This is a genomic window from Shewanella sp. K8 (assembly GCF_028823715.1).
Classification (GTDB): domain Bacteria; phylum Pseudomonadota; class Gammaproteobacteria; order Enterobacterales; family Shewanellaceae; genus Shewanella; species Shewanella algae.
The window spans coordinates 14,863-34,738 of the sequence record NZ_JAPEHY010000031.1 but is presented as its reverse complement, the minus strand read 5'-3'; the positions used below and the strand labels follow the sequence as shown (position 1 = coordinate 34,738).

At 53.4% G+C, this 19,876-nt stretch carries 20 protein-coding genes; all 20 read right to left on the bottom strand.

Annotated elements, in window-relative coordinates; all coding sequences use genetic code 11:
* Positions 1 to 8 precede the first annotated feature (8 nt).
* Positions 9 to 389: a flagellar motor switch protein FliN gene (fliN, locus tag ON072_RS16030; protein ID WP_025011067.1), complete on the bottom strand. Its 381-nt coding sequence runs from the start codon at positions 387 to 389 to the stop codon at positions 9 to 11.
* 11 nt (positions 390 to 400) lie between these two features.
* Positions 401 to 1,429: a flagellar motor switch protein FliM gene (gene fliM / locus ON072_RS16025; protein WP_025011066.1), complete on the bottom strand. Its 1,029-nt coding sequence runs from the start codon at positions 1,427 to 1,429 to the stop codon at positions 401 to 403.
* Between the two features lie 26 nt (positions 1,430 to 1,455).
* A complete protein-coding gene (fliL, locus tag ON072_RS16020; RefSeq protein ID WP_025011065.1) occupies positions 1,456 to 1,980 on the bottom strand; it encodes a flagellar basal body-associated protein FliL in 525 nt (174 codons plus the stop codon).
* Positions 1,981 to 2,046: 66 nt separating this feature from the next.
* Positions 2,047 to 3,570: a flagellar hook-length control protein FliK gene (locus ON072_RS16015; RefSeq protein WP_167714949.1), complete on the bottom strand. Its 1,524-nt coding sequence runs from the start codon at positions 3,568 to 3,570 to the stop codon at positions 2,047 to 2,049.
* A 147-nt stretch (positions 3,571 to 3,717) separates the two neighbouring features.
* Positions 3,718 to 4,167 (bottom strand): flagellar export protein FliJ, encoded by a 450-nt coding sequence (gene fliJ / locus ON072_RS16010; protein ID WP_039035641.1) that lies wholly within the window; start codon positions 4,165 to 4,167, stop codon positions 3,718 to 3,720.
* Between the two features lie 126 nt (positions 4,168 to 4,293).
* Entirely contained in the window at positions 4,294 to 5,634 is a 1,341-nt protein-coding gene (gene fliI, locus ON072_RS16005) for a flagellar protein export ATPase FliI (protein WP_167715156.1), read from the bottom strand.
* Positions 5,603 to 6,577 carry a flagellar assembly protein FliH gene (gene fliH, locus ON072_RS16000; RefSeq protein ID WP_167714951.1) on the bottom strand — a complete coding sequence of 325 codons (975 nt, stop codon included), beginning with the start codon at positions 6,575 to 6,577 and terminating at the stop codon, positions 5,603 to 5,605. Before fliH ends, fliI begins: the two co-directional genes overlap by 32 nt.
* A 13-nt stretch (positions 6,578 to 6,590) precedes the next feature.
* Complete coding sequence (gene fliG / locus ON072_RS15995) at positions 6,591 to 7,634, bottom strand: flagellar motor switch protein FliG (protein ID WP_025011061.1); 1,044 nt, start codon at positions 7,632 to 7,634, stop codon at positions 6,591 to 6,593.
* Entirely contained in the window at positions 7,627 to 9,336 is a 1,710-nt protein-coding gene (gene fliF, locus ON072_RS15990; protein WP_071237829.1) for a flagellar basal-body MS-ring/collar protein FliF, read from the bottom strand. Before fliF ends, fliG begins: the two co-directional genes overlap by 8 nt.
* A gap of 41 nt (positions 9,337 to 9,377) precedes the next feature.
* Positions 9,378 to 9,710, bottom strand: coding sequence for a flagellar hook-basal body complex protein FliE (fliE, locus tag ON072_RS15985; protein WP_025011060.1), 333 nt, complete (start codon positions 9,708 to 9,710; stop codon positions 9,378 to 9,380).
* Between the two features lie 177 nt (positions 9,711 to 9,887).
* Complete coding sequence (locus ON072_RS15980; RefSeq protein WP_044734080.1) at positions 9,888 to 11,219, bottom strand: sigma-54-dependent transcriptional regulator; 1,332 nt, start codon at positions 11,217 to 11,219, stop codon at positions 9,888 to 9,890.
* The gene (locus tag ON072_RS15975) at positions 11,216 to 12,280 is read right to left on the bottom strand and encodes a sensor histidine kinase (RefSeq protein ID WP_144225128.1); all 1,065 of its coding nucleotides are present in this window, start codon (positions 12,278 to 12,280) and stop codon (positions 11,216 to 11,218) included. The genes ON072_RS15980 and ON072_RS15975 overlap by 4 nt, the downstream gene beginning before the upstream one ends.
* 79 nt (positions 12,281 to 12,359) lie before the next feature.
* Positions 12,360 to 13,790, bottom strand: a complete 1,431-nt coding sequence (locus ON072_RS15970; RefSeq protein WP_028779126.1) for a sigma-54 dependent transcriptional regulator — start codon at positions 13,788 to 13,790, stop codon at positions 12,360 to 12,362.
* Positions 13,791 to 14,068: 278 nt separating this feature from the next.
* Positions 14,069 to 14,479: a flagellar export chaperone FliS gene (gene fliS, locus ON072_RS15965; protein ID WP_025011058.1), complete on the bottom strand. Its 411-nt coding sequence runs from the start codon at positions 14,477 to 14,479 to the stop codon at positions 14,069 to 14,071.
* A 6-nt stretch (positions 14,480 to 14,485) separates the two neighbouring features.
* Positions 14,486 to 14,809 (bottom strand): hypothetical protein, encoded by a 324-nt coding sequence (locus ON072_RS15960; RefSeq protein ID WP_025011057.1) that lies wholly within the window; start codon positions 14,807 to 14,809, stop codon positions 14,486 to 14,488.
* A 12-nt stretch (positions 14,810 to 14,821) separates the two neighbouring features.
* Positions 14,822 to 16,192, bottom strand: a complete 1,371-nt coding sequence (gene fliD / locus ON072_RS15955; protein ID WP_044734078.1) for a flagellar filament capping protein FliD — start codon at positions 16,190 to 16,192, stop codon at positions 14,822 to 14,824.
* A 27-nt stretch (positions 16,193 to 16,219) separates the two neighbouring features.
* On the bottom strand, positions 16,220 to 16,552 hold the full coding sequence (locus tag ON072_RS15950) for a flagellar protein FlaG (protein ID WP_371872775.1): 333 nt from the start codon (positions 16,550 to 16,552) through the stop codon (positions 16,220 to 16,222).
* A 162-nt stretch (positions 16,553 to 16,714) separates the two neighbouring features.
* Positions 16,715 to 17,533: a flagellin N-terminal helical domain-containing protein gene (locus tag ON072_RS15945; RefSeq protein WP_025011055.1), complete on the bottom strand. Its 819-nt coding sequence runs from the start codon at positions 17,531 to 17,533 to the stop codon at positions 16,715 to 16,717.
* A gap of 215 nt (positions 17,534 to 17,748) precedes the next feature.
* Complete coding sequence (locus ON072_RS15940) at positions 17,749 to 18,570, bottom strand: flagellin N-terminal helical domain-containing protein (RefSeq protein ID WP_025011054.1); 822 nt, start codon at positions 18,568 to 18,570, stop codon at positions 17,749 to 17,751.
* A 95-nt stretch (positions 18,571 to 18,665) separates the two neighbouring features.
* Entirely contained in the window at positions 18,666 to 19,871 is a 1,206-nt protein-coding gene (flgL, locus tag ON072_RS15935; RefSeq protein ID WP_107006224.1) for a flagellar hook-associated protein FlgL, read from the bottom strand.
* Positions 19,872 to 19,876 lie beyond the last annotated feature (5 nt).

Here is a 19,876-nt window from a genome sequence, read left to right as displayed (position 1 = left end):
CCACCGGCTTATTTGAGTTTCTTGATACGTTCGGTCTGGCTTATCACATCCGTCAGACGAATACCGAACTTGTCGTTGACCACTACCACTTCGCCGTGGGCAATCAAGGTGCCATTGACCATCACATCCAGAGGTTCACCGGCGACTCTATCCAGCTCCACTACCGAGCCCTGGTTGAGCTGCAACAGATTGCGGATACTGATAAAACTGCGCCCCACCTCCATGGAGATAGTCACGGGGATATCCAAAATGGTATCCAGTTTGGCGGCTTCCTCTTCAGACAAGGGTTTGGCATCGCTCTTGAGCTCATCCAAATCAACCGCCTTGGCCTCCTCTTCAGCCTGCTCGGCCATGGCGGCAGCCCAATCGTCCATCTCTTCAGTACTCATTCTCTATCACCTTATATATCCGAGATATCCTTGGATTTACCCTTGCGGGTTACCAGCTGCAGTTCGGTCTTGACCGTTTCCGGACGCGGGATCTTGTCGCAGATCTTCAGCGCCAGGTTTTCCCTTACCCGCCCCAGCTTACATCTGTAGGTAGGCAAGTCCTCAATCTTCATCACTATATGCTCAGGCAACTCAACCGGGATCACATCACCGGCCTTGAACTCCATTACTTCCCTGAGAGTCATCTCTTTTTCAAGCAGACGTGCATCCAGCCCCACTTCGACATCCATGATCTCGTCTTTCAGCGCCTGAGACCAGCGCATATCGGTATCTTGCTTGTCGCTTTGAACCCCGGCATCCAGCAGTTCCCGGATGGGTTCAATCATAGAATAGGGCATGGTAATGTGAAAATCGCCACCGCCGCCGTCCACTTCAATATGGAAAGAGTTGACCACAACCACTTCGGTTGGGCTGACAATGTTGGCCATCGCCGGGTTAACTTCTGAGTCCAGATAGTCGAATTCGACATCCATCACAGGCGCCCAGGCATCTTTGTAATCTTCAAAGATAATCTTCAGCAACAGCTGTACTATGCGCCGCTCTGTCGGGGTAAATTCCCGCCCTTCGATCTTGGCATGGAAGCGGCCATCGCCACCAAAGAAGTTATCCACCAGAATAAACACCAATCTGGCTTCCATGGTAATCAGCGCCGTCCCCTTGAGTGGACTGAAGCGCACCATATTCAAACTGGTTGGCACAAACAGAGTGTGCACATACTCACCAAACTTGAGCATTTGCACGCCGTTAATGGAGACTTCGGCTGCCCGGCGCATCATGTTGAACATACTGATCCGCAGGTGACGGGCAAAGCGCTCGTTGACAATTTCCAGGGTCGGCATCCGGCCACGGACGATACGATCCTGTGAAGAAAAGTCATAGGATTGGGCGTCGTGTCCCGACTCCTGGGCATCCTCTTCTTCGACGTCGTCCACGCCATGAAGCAGCGCATCAATTTCGTCTTGGCTTAATAAATCACTCACGATATTGCCTTCGCCTCTTGTCCCTGTTACTGCATCACAAAGCCGGTGAACAGCACTTTCTCAACGACTTTACGGCCGGTAACCGGTTGCAGTGTGTTTTGTACATTGAGCAGCGCCAACTGTCTGAGCTCATCCTTACCTGCCTGGCTGCTGAGCTTTTCAACATCGGCACCGCTGAAAGTGGTCAGCAGTGCATCTTCAATCAAGGGAATATGCTTCTTGAGAGTGACATCGTCATCACTGCCACGCACCATGAGCTGTACCTTTATCTCCACCAGCCTGGAACGGTTAGCCCCCGGCAGATTGAACAGAAATGGTCTGGGCATGGCCACATAGAAGGCTTCCCTGCTGTTATTGGCCTGAGCTTCTTCGGTTACCTGCTCACCTTCGGCCGCATCGACCGCAGTGTCATCTGAACCGCCCAGGAAAAACCACAAGCCAGCACCGACCAGCAGCAACACCACCAAACCAATGCCGCCGAAGATAAAGAGTTTCTTTTTGCTTTTGGGCGCCGGCGCCTCTTGCAGCTCAAGCTCTTCTTGCTCTGCCATTCTCTACCCTTTCCCTTAATCAACCGCAATGCCCGCGGAAAAATACCATCCCTATAGGTTACCTGCTCAGGCGTAATAATCTATACCCGAGCCATAACTTGTTGTGTGATTTGTGCTTTGTGCCGTTTCTTCGGCGGAAATTTCACCATTGGCACCCTCTTGGGCAAAACCACCGCCATTGCCACCATGCTGCTCGCCTTGCTCCCGACCACCTTGAGAGATGTGGCTATCGGCCAGGTTCATTCCCTGCTCCTGCAGCATTTCTCTCAATCTGGGCATGGCCTGTTCCAGCATATCCCGGGTTTGTGGTTGGGTGACATGGAACTGCACCTGAGTCTGATCACCATGCACCTGAACCCTGACCATCATGGCTCCAAGCTCTGGTGGGTCGAGACGAATCTCAGCCTGCTGCACACCATTACTGACCATGGTAATCAACTGCTGCCGCATCACGGGGGCAAAACGCTGCACCATATCGGCGGTTTGCAGTGATTGCTCCATCCCCTGCCTCAATGACAGTTGATATTGGGCCATCTCTCCCCTCTGTGGAGGCTGCAACCCTTGTTGATGCAGCTGTTGCTGAAACGGGCTGATATCTGTCTGGGTTGATGCCGCATCGCCCTTGAGCGCCTGATGTATGGCGTCACTCACAGGGCTTCGTACCTCGGCAGCAGTCTGAGTACCTTTCACCTCAGCCTTAAGTAAGCTGGCGAGAACATCCTTGGCCGTAGCTTTGTCACTCTTGCCGTCAGCGCCGACAGACGTTGCCGCCGCGGCCACCGCAGCACCCAACTTGCCGGTAGTATCTGTCTTGGCCTTCTCGGCAATTGCGCTTTGCGCCAAGATCTTGTCACTCTTTTCCTCAGCGGCATTGAGCACAGCTTCACGAACCACAGCAGCCATACCATCCTGAGTCGCCGCCTTACGCGCTGACTTATCAGCATCCGGCCAACCCATTTGTTGCTCGCCTTCCTGAGACTTGGCCTTTTCCGCTGTTGCAGCCGCCTTGTCGAGAGCCAGCAAAGGAGCATCTATAGTTTCATCCTCTGCTTTGCTATCGCCTTTGCTTGCCGCTTTCTCATCAGTATCGGCCAGTTTGGCACTGTCTTCTTCACTCTCGTCGCCTTCGTCAGCGGCAATCACCTCTGCGCCTTCCAGACTATCTGTCACTACCATGCCAAGCTCGGCACTCCCCTGCTTGAGGTTTTCCAAGAGCTTCATCTGCTCTTCGGGAGACATGGCCTTGATCTCATCTTCTTTGAGCCCGGTGAGAGCGGCAATCTGTTTCAGCAGGCTCACCTCATCCACTTCGGTGACTATGGTGCCGTCTTCAGACGGCAATTTCTTGCCCATGGCTATTTGCCCCAGAATAAGCGAGACATCGACGGCCTGCTCAGCTTGAGCACCTTCTCTGTTAAGACTGCCAGCGGTAAATCCCGGCTTGGCGCCTTGCGAGTCGAACGAGAACTTGGCCTGCGCCTGTTGATAAGCGGCGAAAAAAGCTTCGTTATCAGTAGATTGTAGTGCATCTGTGGCGGAGACTCCCTTGCCGCCCGCATTGCCGATCAGGATATTGGATAACTGCTGCATGCCTTCCTCCAGCACCTAGGCCCTCAATAGATAAAGATAGGCCGAGTCAGAATTAATGTCTCTGTCTCAAACAAAGCAAAATTCACGCCAATAAAAAATTTAGAATGAATATTAAGGAATTGTCCGGGAATGGATGTAGGAATGGGCTCAATGGTTGAGCTTACGACGGAAAAACTGCTGGGAAGCAAACTCATCAATGAGTTTCTGCTCTTGTTTGGCGGCTTTGGCTTCGGCCTGCAGGGCTTTTTTCTCCAACAACATCTCCACCGCCTTACGCTTTTGCTGCTTCTCCAGCCAATGTTGCTGTCTATAGCCCCGCTGCTTATCGGCCTCGGCGACCACGGCAAGTTGTTGCCCTATGGCATCATCTACCTGACGCACAAATCGATGAAACTGCTGGTAATAGGAGGCGCCAATGCTCTGCCCCTGCTGGGCATCGAGTTGCTTCATATAGTCGAGACGGTATTCCTGCAGCGCCTGCAGCTGAGACTTACGCCTCTGGCATTCCATTTGCGCGGCTTTAAGCTGCAGTGCTGCCTGCTCTTCGGCTTCGACCGCCAGTTTCAACACTGTGTGCAAAGGATCGGGTTTCGCCATCTGTAGTATTATTCCTTAAAATTGCCTGCCTTGCGGGCCTTAACCCGGCGCTCTATTGAGATCAGGCTACCCCCCTATTGTCACTGAATTTTTTATCGAGCACGCAAACTCCTGCACTGAATTGCATTACACCTTACATTGGGCAGCAAGCTGCCCCAACATCTGCTGGCAATCGCTGAAACTGATGGCATCGCGCATCCCCTGCCGCAAAAAGGCGTTCATGGCGGGTTGCAGGCGTATGGCGTTGTCGATACGCGGATCCGAGCCTTGGGAATAGGCACCAATGGAGATCAGATCCCGGTTTTGCTGGTAGAGCGAATAAACCTGCTTGACGCGCCGCATCGCTTCCAGGTGCGCCTCGCTGATCACCATGGGTGCCACCCGACTGATGGAAGCTTCAATGTCTATCGCCGGATAATGCCCTGAGTCGGCCAAGGCCCGTGACAACACTATGTGACCGTCCAAAATGGCCCGCGAGGCATCGGCAATGGGATCTTGCTGATCGTCCCCTTCGGTAAGCACAGTATAGAAGGCAGTGATCGAGCCCTGACCTTCACCACCATTACCGGCGCGCTCCACCAAACGGGGCAACTTGGCAAATACTGAAGGCGGATACCCTTTGGTTGCCGGCGGCTCACCGACCGCCAGGGCGATTTCCCGCTGCGCCTGGGCGTAACGGGTCAGGCTATCCATCAACAGCAGGACGTCATAGCCGAGATCGCGAAAATACTCGGCTATCCGAGTCGAGGTTTCGCAGGCACGAAGGCGCATCAAGGGGGAGGTATCGGCCGGGGCGGCTATGACCACAGAGCGGGCCCGCCCCTCTGCGCCCAGGATCTCTTCGATAAACTCTTTCACCTCCCGGCCACGCTCCCCCACCAGGCCAACCACAATAATGTCGGCCGTGGTGCCGCGGGTCATCATGCCAAGGAGCACACTCTTACCCACGCCGGAGCCGGCAAAGAGCCCCATACGTTGGCCCTTGCCCACGGTAAGCATGGCGTTGATGGCTCTGACGCCTACATCGAGCGGTTCGGTAATCGCCCGTCTGGCCAAGGGATTGATTGCCGGGCTATGGCGCGAGGCTTGTTCGTCTGTGTGCATGGCGCCCATACCATCGAGCGGCTGGCCGTTACCGTCCAGCACCCGACCAAGAAGACTCAAACCGACACTGAGCCCGGTTTGCTCACCGAGCGGCATCACTTTGGCTCCGGGGAGCACGCCCCTGAGTTCTTCCACCGGCATCAGATACAATAGCTCATCGTCAAAACCTATCACCTCGGCAATAAGCTTACCCGCCATGGTATCTATGGCGCAGAGACTGCCGACCGGCGCCCGGCAACCACTGGCTTCCAGCGTCAGACCAACCACCCGCACCAACTGGCCGCTGGCAACCGCTTGAAACGGCGCCTGCTTTTCGGCCAAGTGTTTGAGTTCACTCAGCAGTTGGCTTCGGCGCTGCTGCATCATGAGTGTCTCCTTCGCTGGGCTGTTCGCCCTCTTGGCTTGCGGTCTCGGCCTTGTCGCTCATAGCGGCTGTTTGTTCATCGGCAAGCGTTTGCTCCTGCTCGCTGTCCTGTGGCGGCGGGCTTGGCCTATCGTCTATTGCGGCCTGCTGCTGGGCGGCCTTTTTCGCCAACATGGATTGTTCGGCTTCAAGATTGGCAAACACCCCTTCCAAACGGGTTTCCAAGCGCATATCCACTTGCGAGCGTTGGCTGTCCACCACACAATCGCCACGATTGAGGCCGGGATCGGCTTCCAGTGTCCAGCGGTTACGTGTCAGTTGCTCTTCACCGTAGAGCTCGCTGACCAAAGCCATATCTTCCGGGTGCAAACGCAGATTCACTTTCTGCTCTTTGAGTGGCAGGGCATCTATCCCTTGCCTGAGCGCCGCCAGTATATGTTCCGGGTGGGTCTTCAGCTCATGGGCTATGAGGTTGCGCGCCAAAGTGCCGACCAAGGTCAGTAGCGATTCTTCTATCTGGGTATCCAGCAGCGCCAGCGGCGCCTCGAACTGAGCAAGCAAGGCATCGAAACGCTCTATCATGGCGGCGGCCTGTTGCAAGCCTTCTTCCCGGCCTTGCTCAAGCCCCTGGGCAAAACCTTCACTGTGCCCCTGTTCCAAGCCCTGAAGACGGCCTTCCTCCAGGCCTTTGGCCAGCCCTTGTTCCTTGCCTTCGGCAAAACCTTCCTGCTCGGCTTGCTCGCGGATAGATTCGATTTCAGCCAAAGTCGGTGGTGATACAGCCTCTTCGGCGGCCTTGGGCTCTATGCGTCCAGGCTTATAGCCAAACAGATTACTCGGCTTAAGCGGCATGGCGTCACCCACATCGGGCAACTGCCAATTAACAAACTCGTCCGCTTCATCCGGCGGTAAAATGTTGTGGGACACCTTTTTGTCTGTCATTCAAACTCGCCTGTCAGAGGAATTCTTCACTGCCGCCGCCACCGAGCATAATCTCTCCGGCATCGGACAAGCGACGGGCGATGGACAATATCTCTTTCTGGGCCACTTCCACTTCGCTGATACGAATTGGCCCCATGGCCTCGAGATCGTCACGCAGCAATTCGGCGGCACGTTTGGACATATTGCCGAGGATCTTCTCCTTCAATGGCTCGTCAGCGCCCTTGAGCGCCTTCATCAGTACATCCTGCTGCACTTCCCGCAGCAGCGTCTGAATGCCACGGTCGTCGACATCGATCAGGTTTTCGAACACGAACATCAAGTCCTGGATCTGCTGCGCCATCTCTTCGTCGGACTCGCGCAGAGTTTCCATCAGTTGGCTCTCCACCCCGGTATCCAGGTAGTTCATAATGTTGGCAGCAGCCTTCAAGCCACCCATCTTGGCGGCCTGGGCGCCACCCTGACCGGCAAACTGTTTCTCCATGATGTCGTTAAGCTCCTGCAGTGCTGCAGGTTGCACCTCTTCGAGGTTGGCGATACGCATCATCAAATCGAGACGGGTGTTTTCCGGGAACTGGGCAAAGATTTCCGCCGCCTGATCCGGTTCAAGATAGGACAGTACAATGGTTTGGATCTGCGGGTGTTCGTTCTGGATAATAGTCGCCACCTGTCTGGCGTCCATCCACTTGAGCGAGTCGAGGCCTTTGGCGCCACTGCCCATGACAATCTGCTCGATAAGATTACCGGCCTTGTCTTCACCCAATGCGGTAGTCAGTGCCTTACGCACAAACTCTTCGCTGTTAAAGCCTATGGAGGAGTATTTCTGGATATCATCCAGAAACAGCTTGTGAACCGCAACCACCTTCTCCTGGCCGAACTCCTGCATGGCCGCCATGGCCATACCCACCTTTTGAACCTGTTTGGGTTCCAAGTGTTTGAGAATAGAGGCCGCATCGGCTTCACTGAGACTCAGCAACAAAATGGCGGTCTTCTCAATCCCGTTGAGATTCTTGACATCGAAGCCGCTCTCGGCTGGTTTATCCGCTTTTTTTTCAGGCATCTTCTTGCAACCAGTTCTTCACCACTTGGGTGGACAGTTCAGGCTCATTGGCCACCAGAGCACGTATGGCCTTAATCATATCATCATCTTTGTGCAGATCCGGTATCAGAATCGAACCGTCATCGGCATAGCTGTATTCACTTTCAGGGCGGTTGAGCATACCCAGGGTGTCGGCAGCGTACTGATCTTCAATATCTGCCAGCTCGTGCCCCAGCGCAGGTTCATCCGGCATATTCTGGCCATCGGGATAGATGAGGCGTTTGAGCATGGGACGCACCACGAACAGGATAAGCACCAAAATCACCAAGGCACCTATGCCGAGTTTCATCGCCCGCCAGAACCAGGGCTGCTCCCACAGAGGTGGCTCAGGCAGGTCTTCAACCAGCTGATCCATAAAGGGCACAGTCACCACTTCTATCATGTCGCCCCTTTGGCTGTTGAAGCCAACGGCGCCTTCCAGCAAGCGACGGATATTGGCCATCTCTTCACCTGTGCGAGGCACTCTGGCGACCTGACCATTTTCACCGGCAGCACCTGCCTTGTAGTCGACCGCCACTGAGACACTGACCCGGCGTACTACACCTATCTGCTGACGGGTATGGCTGATGGTGGTATCCAGCTCAAAGTTACGGGTCGCTTCCCTATGGCTGTTGCCTGACGTAACACTGCTGCTTTCTGTAGCATCGGCAGCGTTTTCAGGAATATTGGACTCCATCGGCGGCTGATTGGAAAGGGCTCCGGGGATGCCGCCACTGCTGCCACCAACGCTGTTATTTTCCACTGTCATTTCACTGCGAAGTGATGGCAGATCCGGATTGAAACGCTTGGCAGTTTGCTCGACCGCGGTGAAGTCCATGCTGACATCCACCTGGGATGTGAAGTTTTCCGGACCGAGGATCGGCATCAGAATCGAGTCAATCTTGGTGCGGTATTCGTTTTCTTTTTGCTGCACCAGCTCAAGCTCGCGTCTGGCGCGGGCAGATACCCCATCCTGACTGCCTGAGTTCAGCAAGCGGCCGTTGGAGTCTGTCACTGTAACCCGGCTGGGTTCCATGCCATGAACCGCTGAGGCAACGATATCGACTATCGCATCAACCTCTTCCTGTCCCAAACCGCCCCTACGGGTATTGACCACCACTGTGGCACTGGGTTTGGCGCGATTGCGGGCGAACACATTTTCCTTCGGCAGCGCCAGGATCACCTTGGCACGGCTGACACTATTGAGCTCTTCAATCGCCCGCGCCAGGTTCATCTCCTGACTCTGCTTCAGCCTGGCCTGTTCCATCCGCTGACTGACACCAAAGCCGGAATCCTGGCTCAGATAATCCTTGGCCTCGGCACTGGAATCTATGCCGGCGCGGCTCAGCATCATCTTCACGTCCTGATACTTGTCTTCAGGCACAGTGATCACATCGACTTCAATCTTGTACGGTACCCGGTTCTTATCCAGCACATCGAGTACCTGCACCATCTCCTGGGTATCCATCTTGCCCAGTGGCCGATATTCTGGCTCCTGGGCCCAGATCATCACAAATACCGCCAGAGCCAGACAGATAGCCAATGCCAGGATCATGGTGATCTGCCGCAGCATATCCACTCCCCCGAGGGAGCCCAATACACCCGACTTGTTTTCCTGTTGGACCCCTTCCAGCGTTGTTCCACCGGCGGAAACATTGGATCCTGCTACTAATTCTGTGCTCACGGTGCGTTCCTGTTATCCGGGATCTGTGATGCAAGCATGCCTTAAACAGGCATGCTCATAATCTCTTTGTAGGCTTCGACCAGCTTGTTGCGCACCTGCACTGTGGCCTCGAATGCGACGCTGGCTTTCTCGCGGGCAATGACAGTGTCAGACAGAGACACTGTGGTGTCGCCCATCTCCAGCCGGGTGGCCAGATTGGATGATGTGCTTTGCAACTCACTGACATTGCCTACGGCCTGGGCCAGTAATTGGCCGAAATCAGTTCCTGTGGTATTGCCCACCTGGCGTACAGGCGAAGACTGAAATCCCGTTGGGGCAATTTCACCTTTAAGTGATTGCATTTCTTGCAATAAAGAATTGGCACCTATTTGCATCTTCTCACTCCTGTCGTCAGCGAATTGACGAAAAATCTGGGTTACCAGACTCTATGCAATTAGTTTGCCAAAAATGGAATAGTCAAAGTTAAGCTAAGTAAACGCCCTGAATTCACCCAGGGCCTGAAGAAAAACAATGGAATTGGAAAGCGGCCTAACGGCCGCTTTGGAGATGACTCAGGCGGGCACCTCTATGCCCATCTCGCGCATGCGCGCCATCTTGTATCTGAGAGTGCGGGCGCTGATCCCCAATTTCTCTGCCACCAGTTTGCGACTGCCCTGACACTGGGCCAGAGTCTCGAGAATAATCACATGCTCCTGAGCCTTGAGCTCATCACCGAGCGCTTCAGGCGTTTCCGGGGCCGTGGTCTCTCCCAGAGCAACATCCTGCAAATCGATAATAATATCGCCCGCTTCTATCTGCCCTTGACTCAAGATCAACGCCCGCTGGATCACATTATCCAGCTCACGGACATTCCCCGGCCAGCGGTGGGCCAACAAACGTCGCACCGCAGCATCGCTGAGAACTGGCACCGGGTTAATCGCCGCGTTTTCAGCGTGACGCGCCAACAGATGTTTGGCCAACGGGATGATATCCGCCGGTCTTTGGTTCAGTGCCGGCCAGGCAAGCGGAAACACATTGATCCTGTAATAAAGGTCTTCGCGAAACTCGCCCTTGGCCACCATCTCTTTCAGATCCCGGTTGGAGGTTGCCAGCACCCGGACATCGAGCTTGATGGTCTTGCGGCCTCCCAAACGTTCAACCTCGCGCTCCTGCAGCACCCGCAGCAGCTTGGCCTGCAATGCCAGCTCCATCTCGGAAATTTCATCGAGCAACAGAGTGCCGCCATGAGCCTGTTCAAACTTACCGGGGCAAGCCTGATAAGCCCCGGTAAAGGCGCCTTTCTCGTAGCCAAACAAGGTGGCTTCCAGCATATTTTCCGGGATGGCGGCGCAATTAATCGCCACAAAAGGCCCGTCAGGCCTTTGGCTGTGCTGATGAATGTAGCGAGCCAGCACTTCTTTACCCGAACCGCTGGGGCCACTTATCATCACAGAGGCTTCTGAGGCGGCCACCCGCTGCGCCAGTGCCAGCAAGGCCAGGCTCTTTTCATCGGCCACCACTGGGCCGCCGCTAACCACCTTGGGACGTAAATAGCGACTCACCTGATTGAGCAATACCTGAGGGGCAAACGGCTTGGCGAGATAATCCACGGCCCCCAGCTTGATTGCGCTGACGGCATTGTCGATGGTGGCATAGGCTGTCATCAACAGGATCGGCAGCTGCGGATGTTGCTGACGCAGATAATCCAGCAGCCCCATACCGCCGATACCTTCCATCTGCACATCGCTTATCACCATATCAAAACGATTACCTTTCAAAGCGGTTATCGCTTCTTCGGCGCTGGCGACATCGACGCACTCATAACTGGCGAGCAGCAAGGTATCGAGCAGTGCTTCCCGAAGCGCGGCATCGTCTTCCACCAACAAAATTTTTGCTTCGCTCATGCCACGCCTCCTTGAGAGTCTGTCGTTAACGGGAATGTCAGCGTGACGGTACAACCTGCACCCAGCTTACAGCTGAGGTCCAATTTGCCGCCGTGGCTGCGCACCACTGACTGCACCACCGCCAGCCCAAGCCCTGTACCCTGACGCTTGGTGGTGAAGAAAGGCTCCAGCACCTGCTTTTGCATCTTGCTGTCCAGGCCCTTGCCGTTATCTATCACATCGAGGCGCAGTGCCTGTTCGCAGCTCAGGCGCAAAATGACTCTTGTGGCACCGGCTTCCAGGCTATTGATCACCAGATTATTGATGGCAGAACTCAAGCCATGAAGATTGACCAGCATCTCGCTATCGCCTTCAATTTGCAGACTCAATGCAACGTTTTGCCTGGCAGCGATGGGCTCACAGTTGGCCATGACTTTTTCCAGCACCGTCGAGAACGGCACTCTATCGCAGGCTTCCTCTTGCTTACCTTTGGCAATCAACAACATATCATTGACCTGCTGCTCCAGCTCGGAAAGCCTGTCGAGTAATTTGCCCTGAAAACGCTCTCTGGAGCCGGCATCCAGCCTTGGACTGCCCAAGTTGGCGGCATAGAGTAAGGCGGCAGACAAAGGGGTGCGTATTTGATGCGCCAGAGTGGCGACCATTTTCCCGAGCGCAGACAAGCGTTCAAGGTGGGAAAGGTTTTGCTGCAACAGTCGGGTTTCGGTGAGATCGGTCAGCATAATCAGCTGCCCCTGCTCCGGGGTCAGAGGCGTAATCGCCAGCTTCACCCGGCGGCCATTACGCAGGGAAACTTCATGACCATCGTCTTTTTGCGGCGCGAAGGCGCGATTGATGATAGTCAGCCAGCGCTGACCAACCAGAGGAACACCCAACAAAGATTCGGCAACCGGGTTGGCTTCACTGACCAAGCCGTCACCGTTGAGGATAACGACGCCCGAAGGCATGGCCTGCAAAATATGCTCCATACGATTGGACATATTGGCGGCTTCCCTTATCGGGATCCATTCGCGGCCATGATGAGAGATGGTTTCGAGCTGAGCCAGTGGGCTTGCAGACATATTAACCCCGTCAAAAATACGATGCTGACAGGGTTAATGCAGAGTTTATGCCAATTTAAAAATCTAAATTATCAGTAGCTTAGTCTTTACTCATGCCGTATTTGCGCATTTTCTCCACCAAGGTGGTGCGGCGAATACCCAGCATTTCAGCGGCGCGGGCAACGACGTTGTCCTGCTGATCCAGCGCCTGACGTATCATGTCGATTTCCAATTCGGCCAAGAGATCCTTGAGATTGACCCCTTCCGGAGGCAACTCACTGGGGAAACGGGTCTCTGGCAGATCGACCGGCTCTTCGTCATTGAAGATGGATGCCAAGGCATCACGTTCCAGTTGCTCTTCACTGACCTCGACCGAATACTCGGGCACATCGATATGGCGATACTTGACCGGCAGGTCGTTAACATCGACCAGGCCGCCCGGATAGAGGATAGTCAACCTTTCTACCAGATTGGACAGCTCGCGGACATTGCCCGACCAGGCGTGTTCCTTGAGAGAGTCGATGGCGCGTTGGGTAAAGCGCACCCGTCCCTTGCCTTCGTTGAATACCCGACTGACCAACTCCTGCAGCAGCAGCGGAATATCATCCCGACGCTCACACAGAGGTGGCATTTCGATGGGGAACACATTGAGGCGATAGAAGAGATCTTCGCGGAATTCACCGCCTTCAATCATGGTTTCCAGATCTCTGTGGGTCGCAGCTACCACTCGCACATCGGCGGTAATCGCCTTATTGCCACCCACACGTTCAAATACTCTTTCCTGCAACACCCGCAGCAGCTTGACCTGCATCTGCAGCGGCATATCACCTATCTCATCGAGGAACAGGGTGCCGCCTTCGGCCAGCTCAAAACGTCCCTTACGGGCACTGATAGCACCGGTAAAGGAGCCTTTCTCATGGCCAAACAGTTCACTTTCCAACAGCTCAGGTGGAATGGCGCCGCAGTTGACCGGAATAAAAGGGCCATCGCGACGCTCTGAAAGATAATGAATATTACGGGCGACCACTTCCTTGCCGGTACCAGAGGGCCCGAGCACCAGCACAGTGGCATCAGATCCCGAAACCTGGTTAATCAGATGGCGCACATTGGCAATGCCGTCGCTGCGCCCTACCAGGCTGCGGAACAGCTTGGTCTGGTTGGCACTGGTTGGTACCTGTGGCCGCTTGACCTGACCAAAGACCTGGCAAAAATGCAACAGTTCGGTCAGTTGGGAATAGCTGAGAGGTTCTTCAATCTTGCCGAGTAGATTGGAAGGATTGGCATTGCTGTGCCCCAACAGCAACATAGGCTGCCATGGCAGTTTAAGCATCAGTGACTGCAGCGCCTCGTCCTCTATGCCGTCACTGACCAATATCATGGCCCGACATCGAGTTTCCGGAGATTGCGCGTCGATAGCCTCGGGAGCCACAACTTCCACTTGCTCACCAATAAACTCTAAAACACAAGATAAGCGACTGGTGCGCTCAGAGGGGTTTCCGACAAGTAAAATTCGTTGATCTGTATGCATCATTCAGTGGGCCGCTAAGCTTTGGCAATTATGGATTCGCATTAATTATTAGTGTTAGTTGCTCTGGAAAGTCTGGCAATGCTTTCTTCACATACTCAGCTAAATTTGTAGCAATGCTGAATATTGTATTATCGGCACGATATAAGCAAGCCTAGGATGGCTTTTCTGCCTAACCCTTCCTGATTTTAGTCCAAATTCAGCACTTAAGAGCTAATATCGTCAATTAAATGGCGCAAGTCAAAAAGGCGCCAAAGGCGCCTTTATCTCGAATGGTTAATAACTCAACGGTTTTCTTCGTGAGCCGTAAGGTGATGTTTATCAGCGGGAATGGCATCCCAGGCTTCTTTGATGTCCCGCAGCACGGCCGCAACATCATCCAGCGCCTGAACATCATTATTCAGATTGGCCTCAGAGATACGCCGCAGCATAAAGTCGTAAAGGTTGCTGAGATTCTTGGCTATCTCACCACCGGCTTCCATATTCAGGCTGTTGCTGAGACCTGTGATAATACCAATCGCCTTGTTGATGAAAATTCCCTTGGACGACTGGTCGCCTTGCTCTATGGCGTAACGACTCTGGGCAATACGCTCCAATGCGCCGTTGAACATCAACTGAATGATCCTGTGCGGTGATGCAACTGAGATTTCACTCTCCAATGACACCTTACGATAAGACTGTAGCGACCCTCTCATAAATACCTACCTATTTGCATCTATAGACTTGTAAACATTGACCTGACGTTTGTTCTGACTCCTGAGCGCCAATAGCTCCTGCCTTTGTTGGCGTATCGCTTTGGCATGCTGCTCAAAAGTGGCAGTCAGCTCCAATTGCTCCTCTAGCAACTCAGGACTCTGCACTTCCTCTATCAGGGTCTGGAGCAAAGTTTGACGCCTGCTTACCAGCTCTTGCAAATTAGAGACCAACTCGTCAGTTTTTTCATCCTCGGCGGGAATTGTCAGTAAACAATCCAGAGCCCGGCGCAACAATTCGTTGATCTGATTCAGTTCTTCAGTTACCTGCATCTTTTATCCCAATCAGCTACTCTTCTTGACGACACCCGGCAAGGAGTTCAGGGCACCGATAACGTTCTGTCCCTGTGCTGACAACTGGCCAACCACCAGATCCATGGCGTTGAACTGCTTGGTCAATCTGGCTTCCAGCAACTCCATTTTAAGGGCAAAGGCCTCACGCTGATCCGCAAGACGTTGCTTATCGCCGGTATAGGCCTGATTGCGGGTGTCTATTACACCACCGGCCTTGACGTAGGTCGTGGCCAATTCATCCATGGCGTTGGCTAGGCCGGTATCCTTGGTGGAAAACAGCGCTTCGACCCCGTCCATATTGGTCTTGATGGCCTCATCAAGCTTGGCATCATCAATCGAGAGTTTGCCATATCTGTCGGTTTTAATGCCAATATCATAGAGTGCAATAGTACCGTCGGCCGTCGCCACCCTGTCACTGATCCCGGAGCGTAACTGAGATTCCAGTGAGCGGATCATGGAGTCCCCCTGCAGCGCTGCAGCCTCTTTTTTGTCTACATCATAGGCCGAGAGCTTTTCTATCGAGGTGATCAGGCTATTGTAGGCATCAACAAAACCTTTGACGTTTTCTTTAACCGCATCGGTATCCTGAGCTATGGTCAGCTTGGTGGTCTTGTTGACATCAGCATCAGTGAGGTTGAGCGTCACGCCGGGGATGGCGTCTTTCACTTCATTGGATTGGGAGGTCAGCTTCTGGCCGTCAATATAGAGTACGGCGTTGCTGGCAGCCTGGATCTCTTCAAGATTACCGGCACCAAACATATCTGAAAGCCCGGTACCTGAAGTATCAGTTGCGGTTACGCTTATCTGGTTATCCGTGCCTTCTTTGTCGGAGCTGAATACCAAACGGCTGCCGGCATCACTGGTAATGACAGTGGCGGTAACCCCCGAATTATCGGCATTGGCATTCACTTTTTTGGCAATATCTTCAAGCGAATCTGTGGCTTCCACATCGACGCTGAAATTCTCGCCATTGACCGCAAATTGTAGGCTTCCTTCACCGACCGCGGCACTGGCATCGGCGGTGGCAGCACCGGCAACCTTGTGTTGCTGTGCCAAGGCCTCAATCTTGATGTTGTAGGAGCCGGGCAAAGAGTTTTTACCTGCAGTGGCAGTAAAGAAATCTTCGTTGCCCAAGGTGACAGTACGTTGATTCAAGGCGCCGCCATCCTGGAGCTTTTTCAGCGCATCCTGGAACTTGGACAGCTGGCTCTTGAGGGTTCCTATGGCAGAAACCTTGGCATCTATCGTATCTTCGGTCTTATTGAAAATCGCCTCTTTAGGCACTTTCTCGGCGTCAACCAAGACCTTGACGATCTCGGTAATATTGAGCCCCGACCCCAAACCTGTTGCTGTTAATGCCATATCAACCTCTATCTCACGTTAAGCCTTTTAGGCTTCCGTCTTCATCAGCAGTCCTGCTACTTCTGAAAGTTTAGCAGCCAGCTCCAAAGCTTCCTCGCTGGGGATCTGTCTTATCACATCCCCTGAGTCTACATCCATCACGCTGACAACGTGAGTACCGGATGTTTCGTCCACTTTGAATGCCAGTCCCTTGCGCATCATAGACATGGTATTGGAGAGTTCTTCCGCCACCTGCTGCAGCTGCTCGGGATCTTGCTGCGCCTCCTTGTTCTGCTCCGCCTCATCGACCGGCTTGAGCAAGGCTGTCGCCTCGGTTTCCGCGTTCTTGGGGGCAGCTTCTTTCAACTGTCCCGGCTTCACTTCTGTCCTCACTGGGACAGCATTGGATAAGGTAGTAACTTCCATCGCCTATTCTCCACTCAGTTGACCTAACTGCCTTCAATATCTTCCTTCCATGAATGCAGCAAAGGGAGATCCGTTGCCGAACCTCCCTTTTACTGACGCGATAGCTAACCTGAAAGATTACAGCAGTGACAGTGCAATCTGTGGCAACTGGTTAGCTTGGGCCAGCATGGCCGAACCTGTCTGTTGCAGCACCTGGCTCTTGGTCATGGCAGAGGTTTCTTTGGCGAAATCCACGTCCACGATACGGCTCTTGGCGTCGGCAACGTTGGCCTGAGTGTTGGCGCTGTTGCTGATGTTGTGTGCCAGACGGTTCTGGATGGCACCCAACTCGGCGCGTTGTGAGTCGATGTTCTTGATAGCGGCATCGATCTTACCGATAGCTGAGTCACGACCAGCAGAAGTCAGTACAGTCAGAGAGTTAACAGAGAGAGTACCAGCGTTGGTGGTCTTCACTTTAACTGTTACATCTTCGCCATCCTGGTGACCTACCTGGAACTTTTTACCGGCAGAGAAGCTACCTGTCATCAGCTTGGTGTTACCAAAGGCGGTAGTGTTACCGATAGCTGTGATTTCAGTTGCCAGCGCATCCATTTCGTCTTTCAGCGCCTGCAAGTCAGCAGTACTGTTGGCACCGTTTTCAGACTGGATGGCCAGGTCACGCATACGTTGCAGCATGTTGGTCTGCTCCTGCATCGCACCTTCAGAAATCTGGGCGATGGAGATAGCGTCGTTGGCGTTACGCATGCCGACTTCAAGACCTTGCACCTGGCTATTCAGGCGGTTAGAAATCGCCAGACCTGCAGCATCATCTTTAGCACTGTTGATACGCAGACCACTTGACAGACGCTCCATTGAAGTAGCCAGGCTACCGTTGGAGATGTTCAGGTTTTTCTGAGCTTTCAGTGATGTTACGTTGGTGTTTACTGTAATAGCCATAATGATTTCCTCTTTACCTGGCTTGGAAAACTAGCCTGTCTTCGTTTGAGCCAGGCGGGTCTTACTGGTTACAGTATCTTTAACGGCACCCCTGTTTTGATCTTTAGTCATTTTTTTCAAAAAATCATCAATTCTTCTTAACTCAATGATTGTTTGAGAAAAATAATATCGCCAGTGGTGATGAAACCACTGACGATATTACCCTTTCCTCTCGCTTAGCCAAGCAGAGAAAGCGCGACCTGTGGCAATTGGTTGGCCTGAGCCAGCATGGCGGAACCCGTTTGCTGCAGTACCTGGTTCTTGGTCATGGCCGAAGTTTCCTTGGCAAAGTCCACATCCACGATACGGCTCTTGGCATCGGCAACGTTGGCCTGAGTGTTGGCACTGTTGCTGATATTGTGGGCCAGACGGTTTTGCACCGCACCCAATTCAGCGCGCTGGGTATCTATGTTCTTGATGGCGGCGTCAATCTTGCCAATGGCAGAGTCACGACCGGCAGAAGTCAGTACCGTCAGCGCATTTACCGACATTGATGCGGCATTATTGGTTTTGACCGTCACTGTCACGTCTTCACCGTCTTGGTGACCGACCTGGAACAGCTTGCCACCGGAGAACTCACCAGTCATCAGCTTGGTGTTACCAAAGGCTGTGCTGTTACCGATAGCGGTGATCTCATCACGCAGCTGATCCATTTCATCTTTCAGCGCCTGCAGATCGGCGGTGCTGTTGGCACCGTTTTCAGACTGGATGGCCAGGTCACGCATACGTTGCAACATATTGGTCTGCTCTTGCATCGCGCCTTCGGCAATCTGGGCGATGGAAATCGCGTCGTTGGCGTTACGCATGCCCACTTCCAAGCCGCGAACCTGAGAGTTCAAACGGTTGGAGATAGCCAGACCCGCGGCATCATCCTTGGCGCTGTTGATCCTAAGACCACTGGACAGGCGTTCCATAGAGGTCGCCAGGTTACCACTGGATATGTTCAGGTTCTTCTGTGCCTTCATCGAGGTCACGTTAGTATTAACGGTAATAGCCATGTTGAGTTCCTCTTCCTAGTTTTAGCGCCAAGACTCGGAGCTTGGCTAAATTTGTTAACAATTTATCTGACAGACGGGTAGGTCTTTGCTTTCTGTTAAATAAAGTCAAACAGGGAAACAGAACCCACTCTGCTGAACACATTTGAAACGGCGTTCAACGCCAGCTGCTGTTTTTGAAACTCGGTTATCGCCGAGGCGTAATCGAGATCTTCCAGCAGTGACAATGCCGACTTATTCACCAGCTCTTCCTCTGTATGATTGGAGCTGTAGCTTTCGAGGCTTTTGAGATTATTCCCGGCCACCCCTCTGGCCACACTGAGCTGATTCAAGCCGCTATCAACGTTATTCAATAACTGTGCCAACTCAGCTTTTCCTTCCGGGGTATTGACCCGGTTGGGATCCTCCAGCAGATCGATTGCCTGCTGAATGGTATCGAAAATAGGTACCTCGGCATCGGGCTCCATGGTGAAGGAATCCCCGCCAGCCGGCGTGCCATCCAGCTTCACCTCAATGCCATTGAAACTCACGGGATTACTGGCATCGAAGTTGGCCACATTAGCCACCGCAGTGCCACCCGAGTCCAACACTTCCAAATCAACCCCACCGGCACCATTGTCGGTAAAGTTAAAGGTGTAGGTATCGGCCACATGAGCTGCGGGGTTATCTATCTTGGCGCTGAGTACCCTGAAGTCCCCGGTTTGAGAGGCCAAATAATTGACGCCATAGTCACCCAAACCATTGGGCACCTTCATAAAGGCCGAGTCCCCCGGGATGTTGGTGCCCATGGCAACCCCTTGAGCCACCAAGGCGTCACGAACGCCGCTGTCACCGCTGTAAACTATGTTGCCGCTGCCATCAAAGGCAAACGGCTGATTGTCTGTGCTGTATCCGGAGAACAGATAGTTGCCTGACTCATCCTGGGTATTGGCAATACTCAGGAGTTCATCCAAACTGCCGCGCAGCTCGTCGGCAATCATTTGCCGCTCTGACGGTGCCAGGGTGCCATTTACTGCACGCAACATCTGCTCTCGAATGCTGGTAACCAGAGTTTCGGCACTGCCGAGCTTGCTTTCCGCCATCGACAAATGATTCTTGCTGTAGTCCACATTCTTGAGATACTGCTGCACCAGCGCGTTTTGCTGATAGAGATTGTCTATGCCGATAGCCGCCACAGGATCGTCACCGGCAGTGTTAACCTTTTTACCGCTGGAGAGCTGCTCGAGGATCCTGTTGGTATCCGTTTGCTTCTGCAGAATGCTGTTTAAGTTCTGCTGGTACATCTGTGAAGTTGAAATACGCATCTCTC

Bases quoted from the DNA above. Each gene is read 5' to 3' on its own strand.
- fliN (WP_025011067.1), bottom strand. From the start codon at position 389: ATGAGTACTGAAGAGATGGACGATTGGGCTGCCGCCATGGCCGAGCAG.
- ON072_RS15975 (WP_144225128.1), bottom strand. From the start codon at position 12,280: ATGTCTGCAAGCCCACTGGCTCAGCTCGAAACCATCTCTCATCATGGC.
- ON072_RS15970 (WP_028779126.1), bottom strand. From the start codon at position 13,790: ATGATGCATACAGATCAACGAATTTTACTTGTCGGAAACCCCTCTGAG.
- fliH (WP_167714951.1), bottom strand. From the start codon at position 6,577: ATGACAGACAAAAAGGTGTCCCACAACATTTTACCGCCGGATGAAGCG.
- ON072_RS15980 (WP_044734080.1), bottom strand. From the start codon at position 11,219: ATGAGCGAAGCAAAAATTTTGTTGGTGGAAGACGATGCCGCGCTTCGG.
- flgL (WP_107006224.1), bottom strand. From the start codon at position 19,871: ATGCGTATTTCAACTTCACAGATGTACCAGCAGAACTTAAACAGCATT.
- fliG (WP_025011061.1), bottom strand. From the start codon at position 7,634: ATGCCTGAAAAAAAAGCGGATAAACCAGCCGAGAGCGGCTTCGATGTC.
- fliE (WP_025011060.1), bottom strand. From the start codon at position 9,710: ATGCAAATAGGTGCCAATTCTTTATTGCAAGAAATGCAATCACTTAAA.
- fliJ (WP_039035641.1), bottom strand. From the start codon at position 4,167: ATGGCGAAACCCGATCCTTTGCACACAGTGTTGAAACTGGCGGTCGAA.
- fliI (WP_167715156.1), bottom strand. From the start codon at position 5,634: ATGCAGCAGCGCCGAAGCCAACTGCTGAGTGAACTCAAACACTTGGCC.
- ON072_RS16015 (WP_167714949.1), bottom strand. From the start codon at position 3,570: ATGCAGCAGTTATCCAATATCCTGATCGGCAATGCGGGCGGCAAGGGA.
- ON072_RS15940 (WP_025011054.1), bottom strand. From the start codon at position 18,570: ATGGCTATTACCGTTAATACTAACGTGACCTCGATGAAGGCACAGAAG.
- fliS (WP_025011058.1), bottom strand. From the start codon at position 14,479: ATGAGAGGGTCGCTACAGTCTTATCGTAAGGTGTCATTGGAGAGTGAA.
- ON072_RS15945 (WP_025011055.1), bottom strand. From the start codon at position 17,533: ATGGCTATTACAGTAAACACCAACGTAACATCACTGAAAGCTCAGAAA.
- fliL (WP_025011065.1), bottom strand. From the start codon at position 1,980: ATGGCAGAGCAAGAAGAGCTTGAGCTGCAAGAGGCGCCGGCGCCCAAA.
- ON072_RS15960 (WP_025011057.1), bottom strand. From the start codon at position 14,809: ATGCAGGTAACTGAAGAACTGAATCAGATCAACGAATTGTTGCGCCGG.
- fliD (WP_044734078.1), bottom strand. From the start codon at position 16,192: ATGGCATTAACAGCAACAGGTTTGGGGTCGGGGCTCAATATTACCGAG.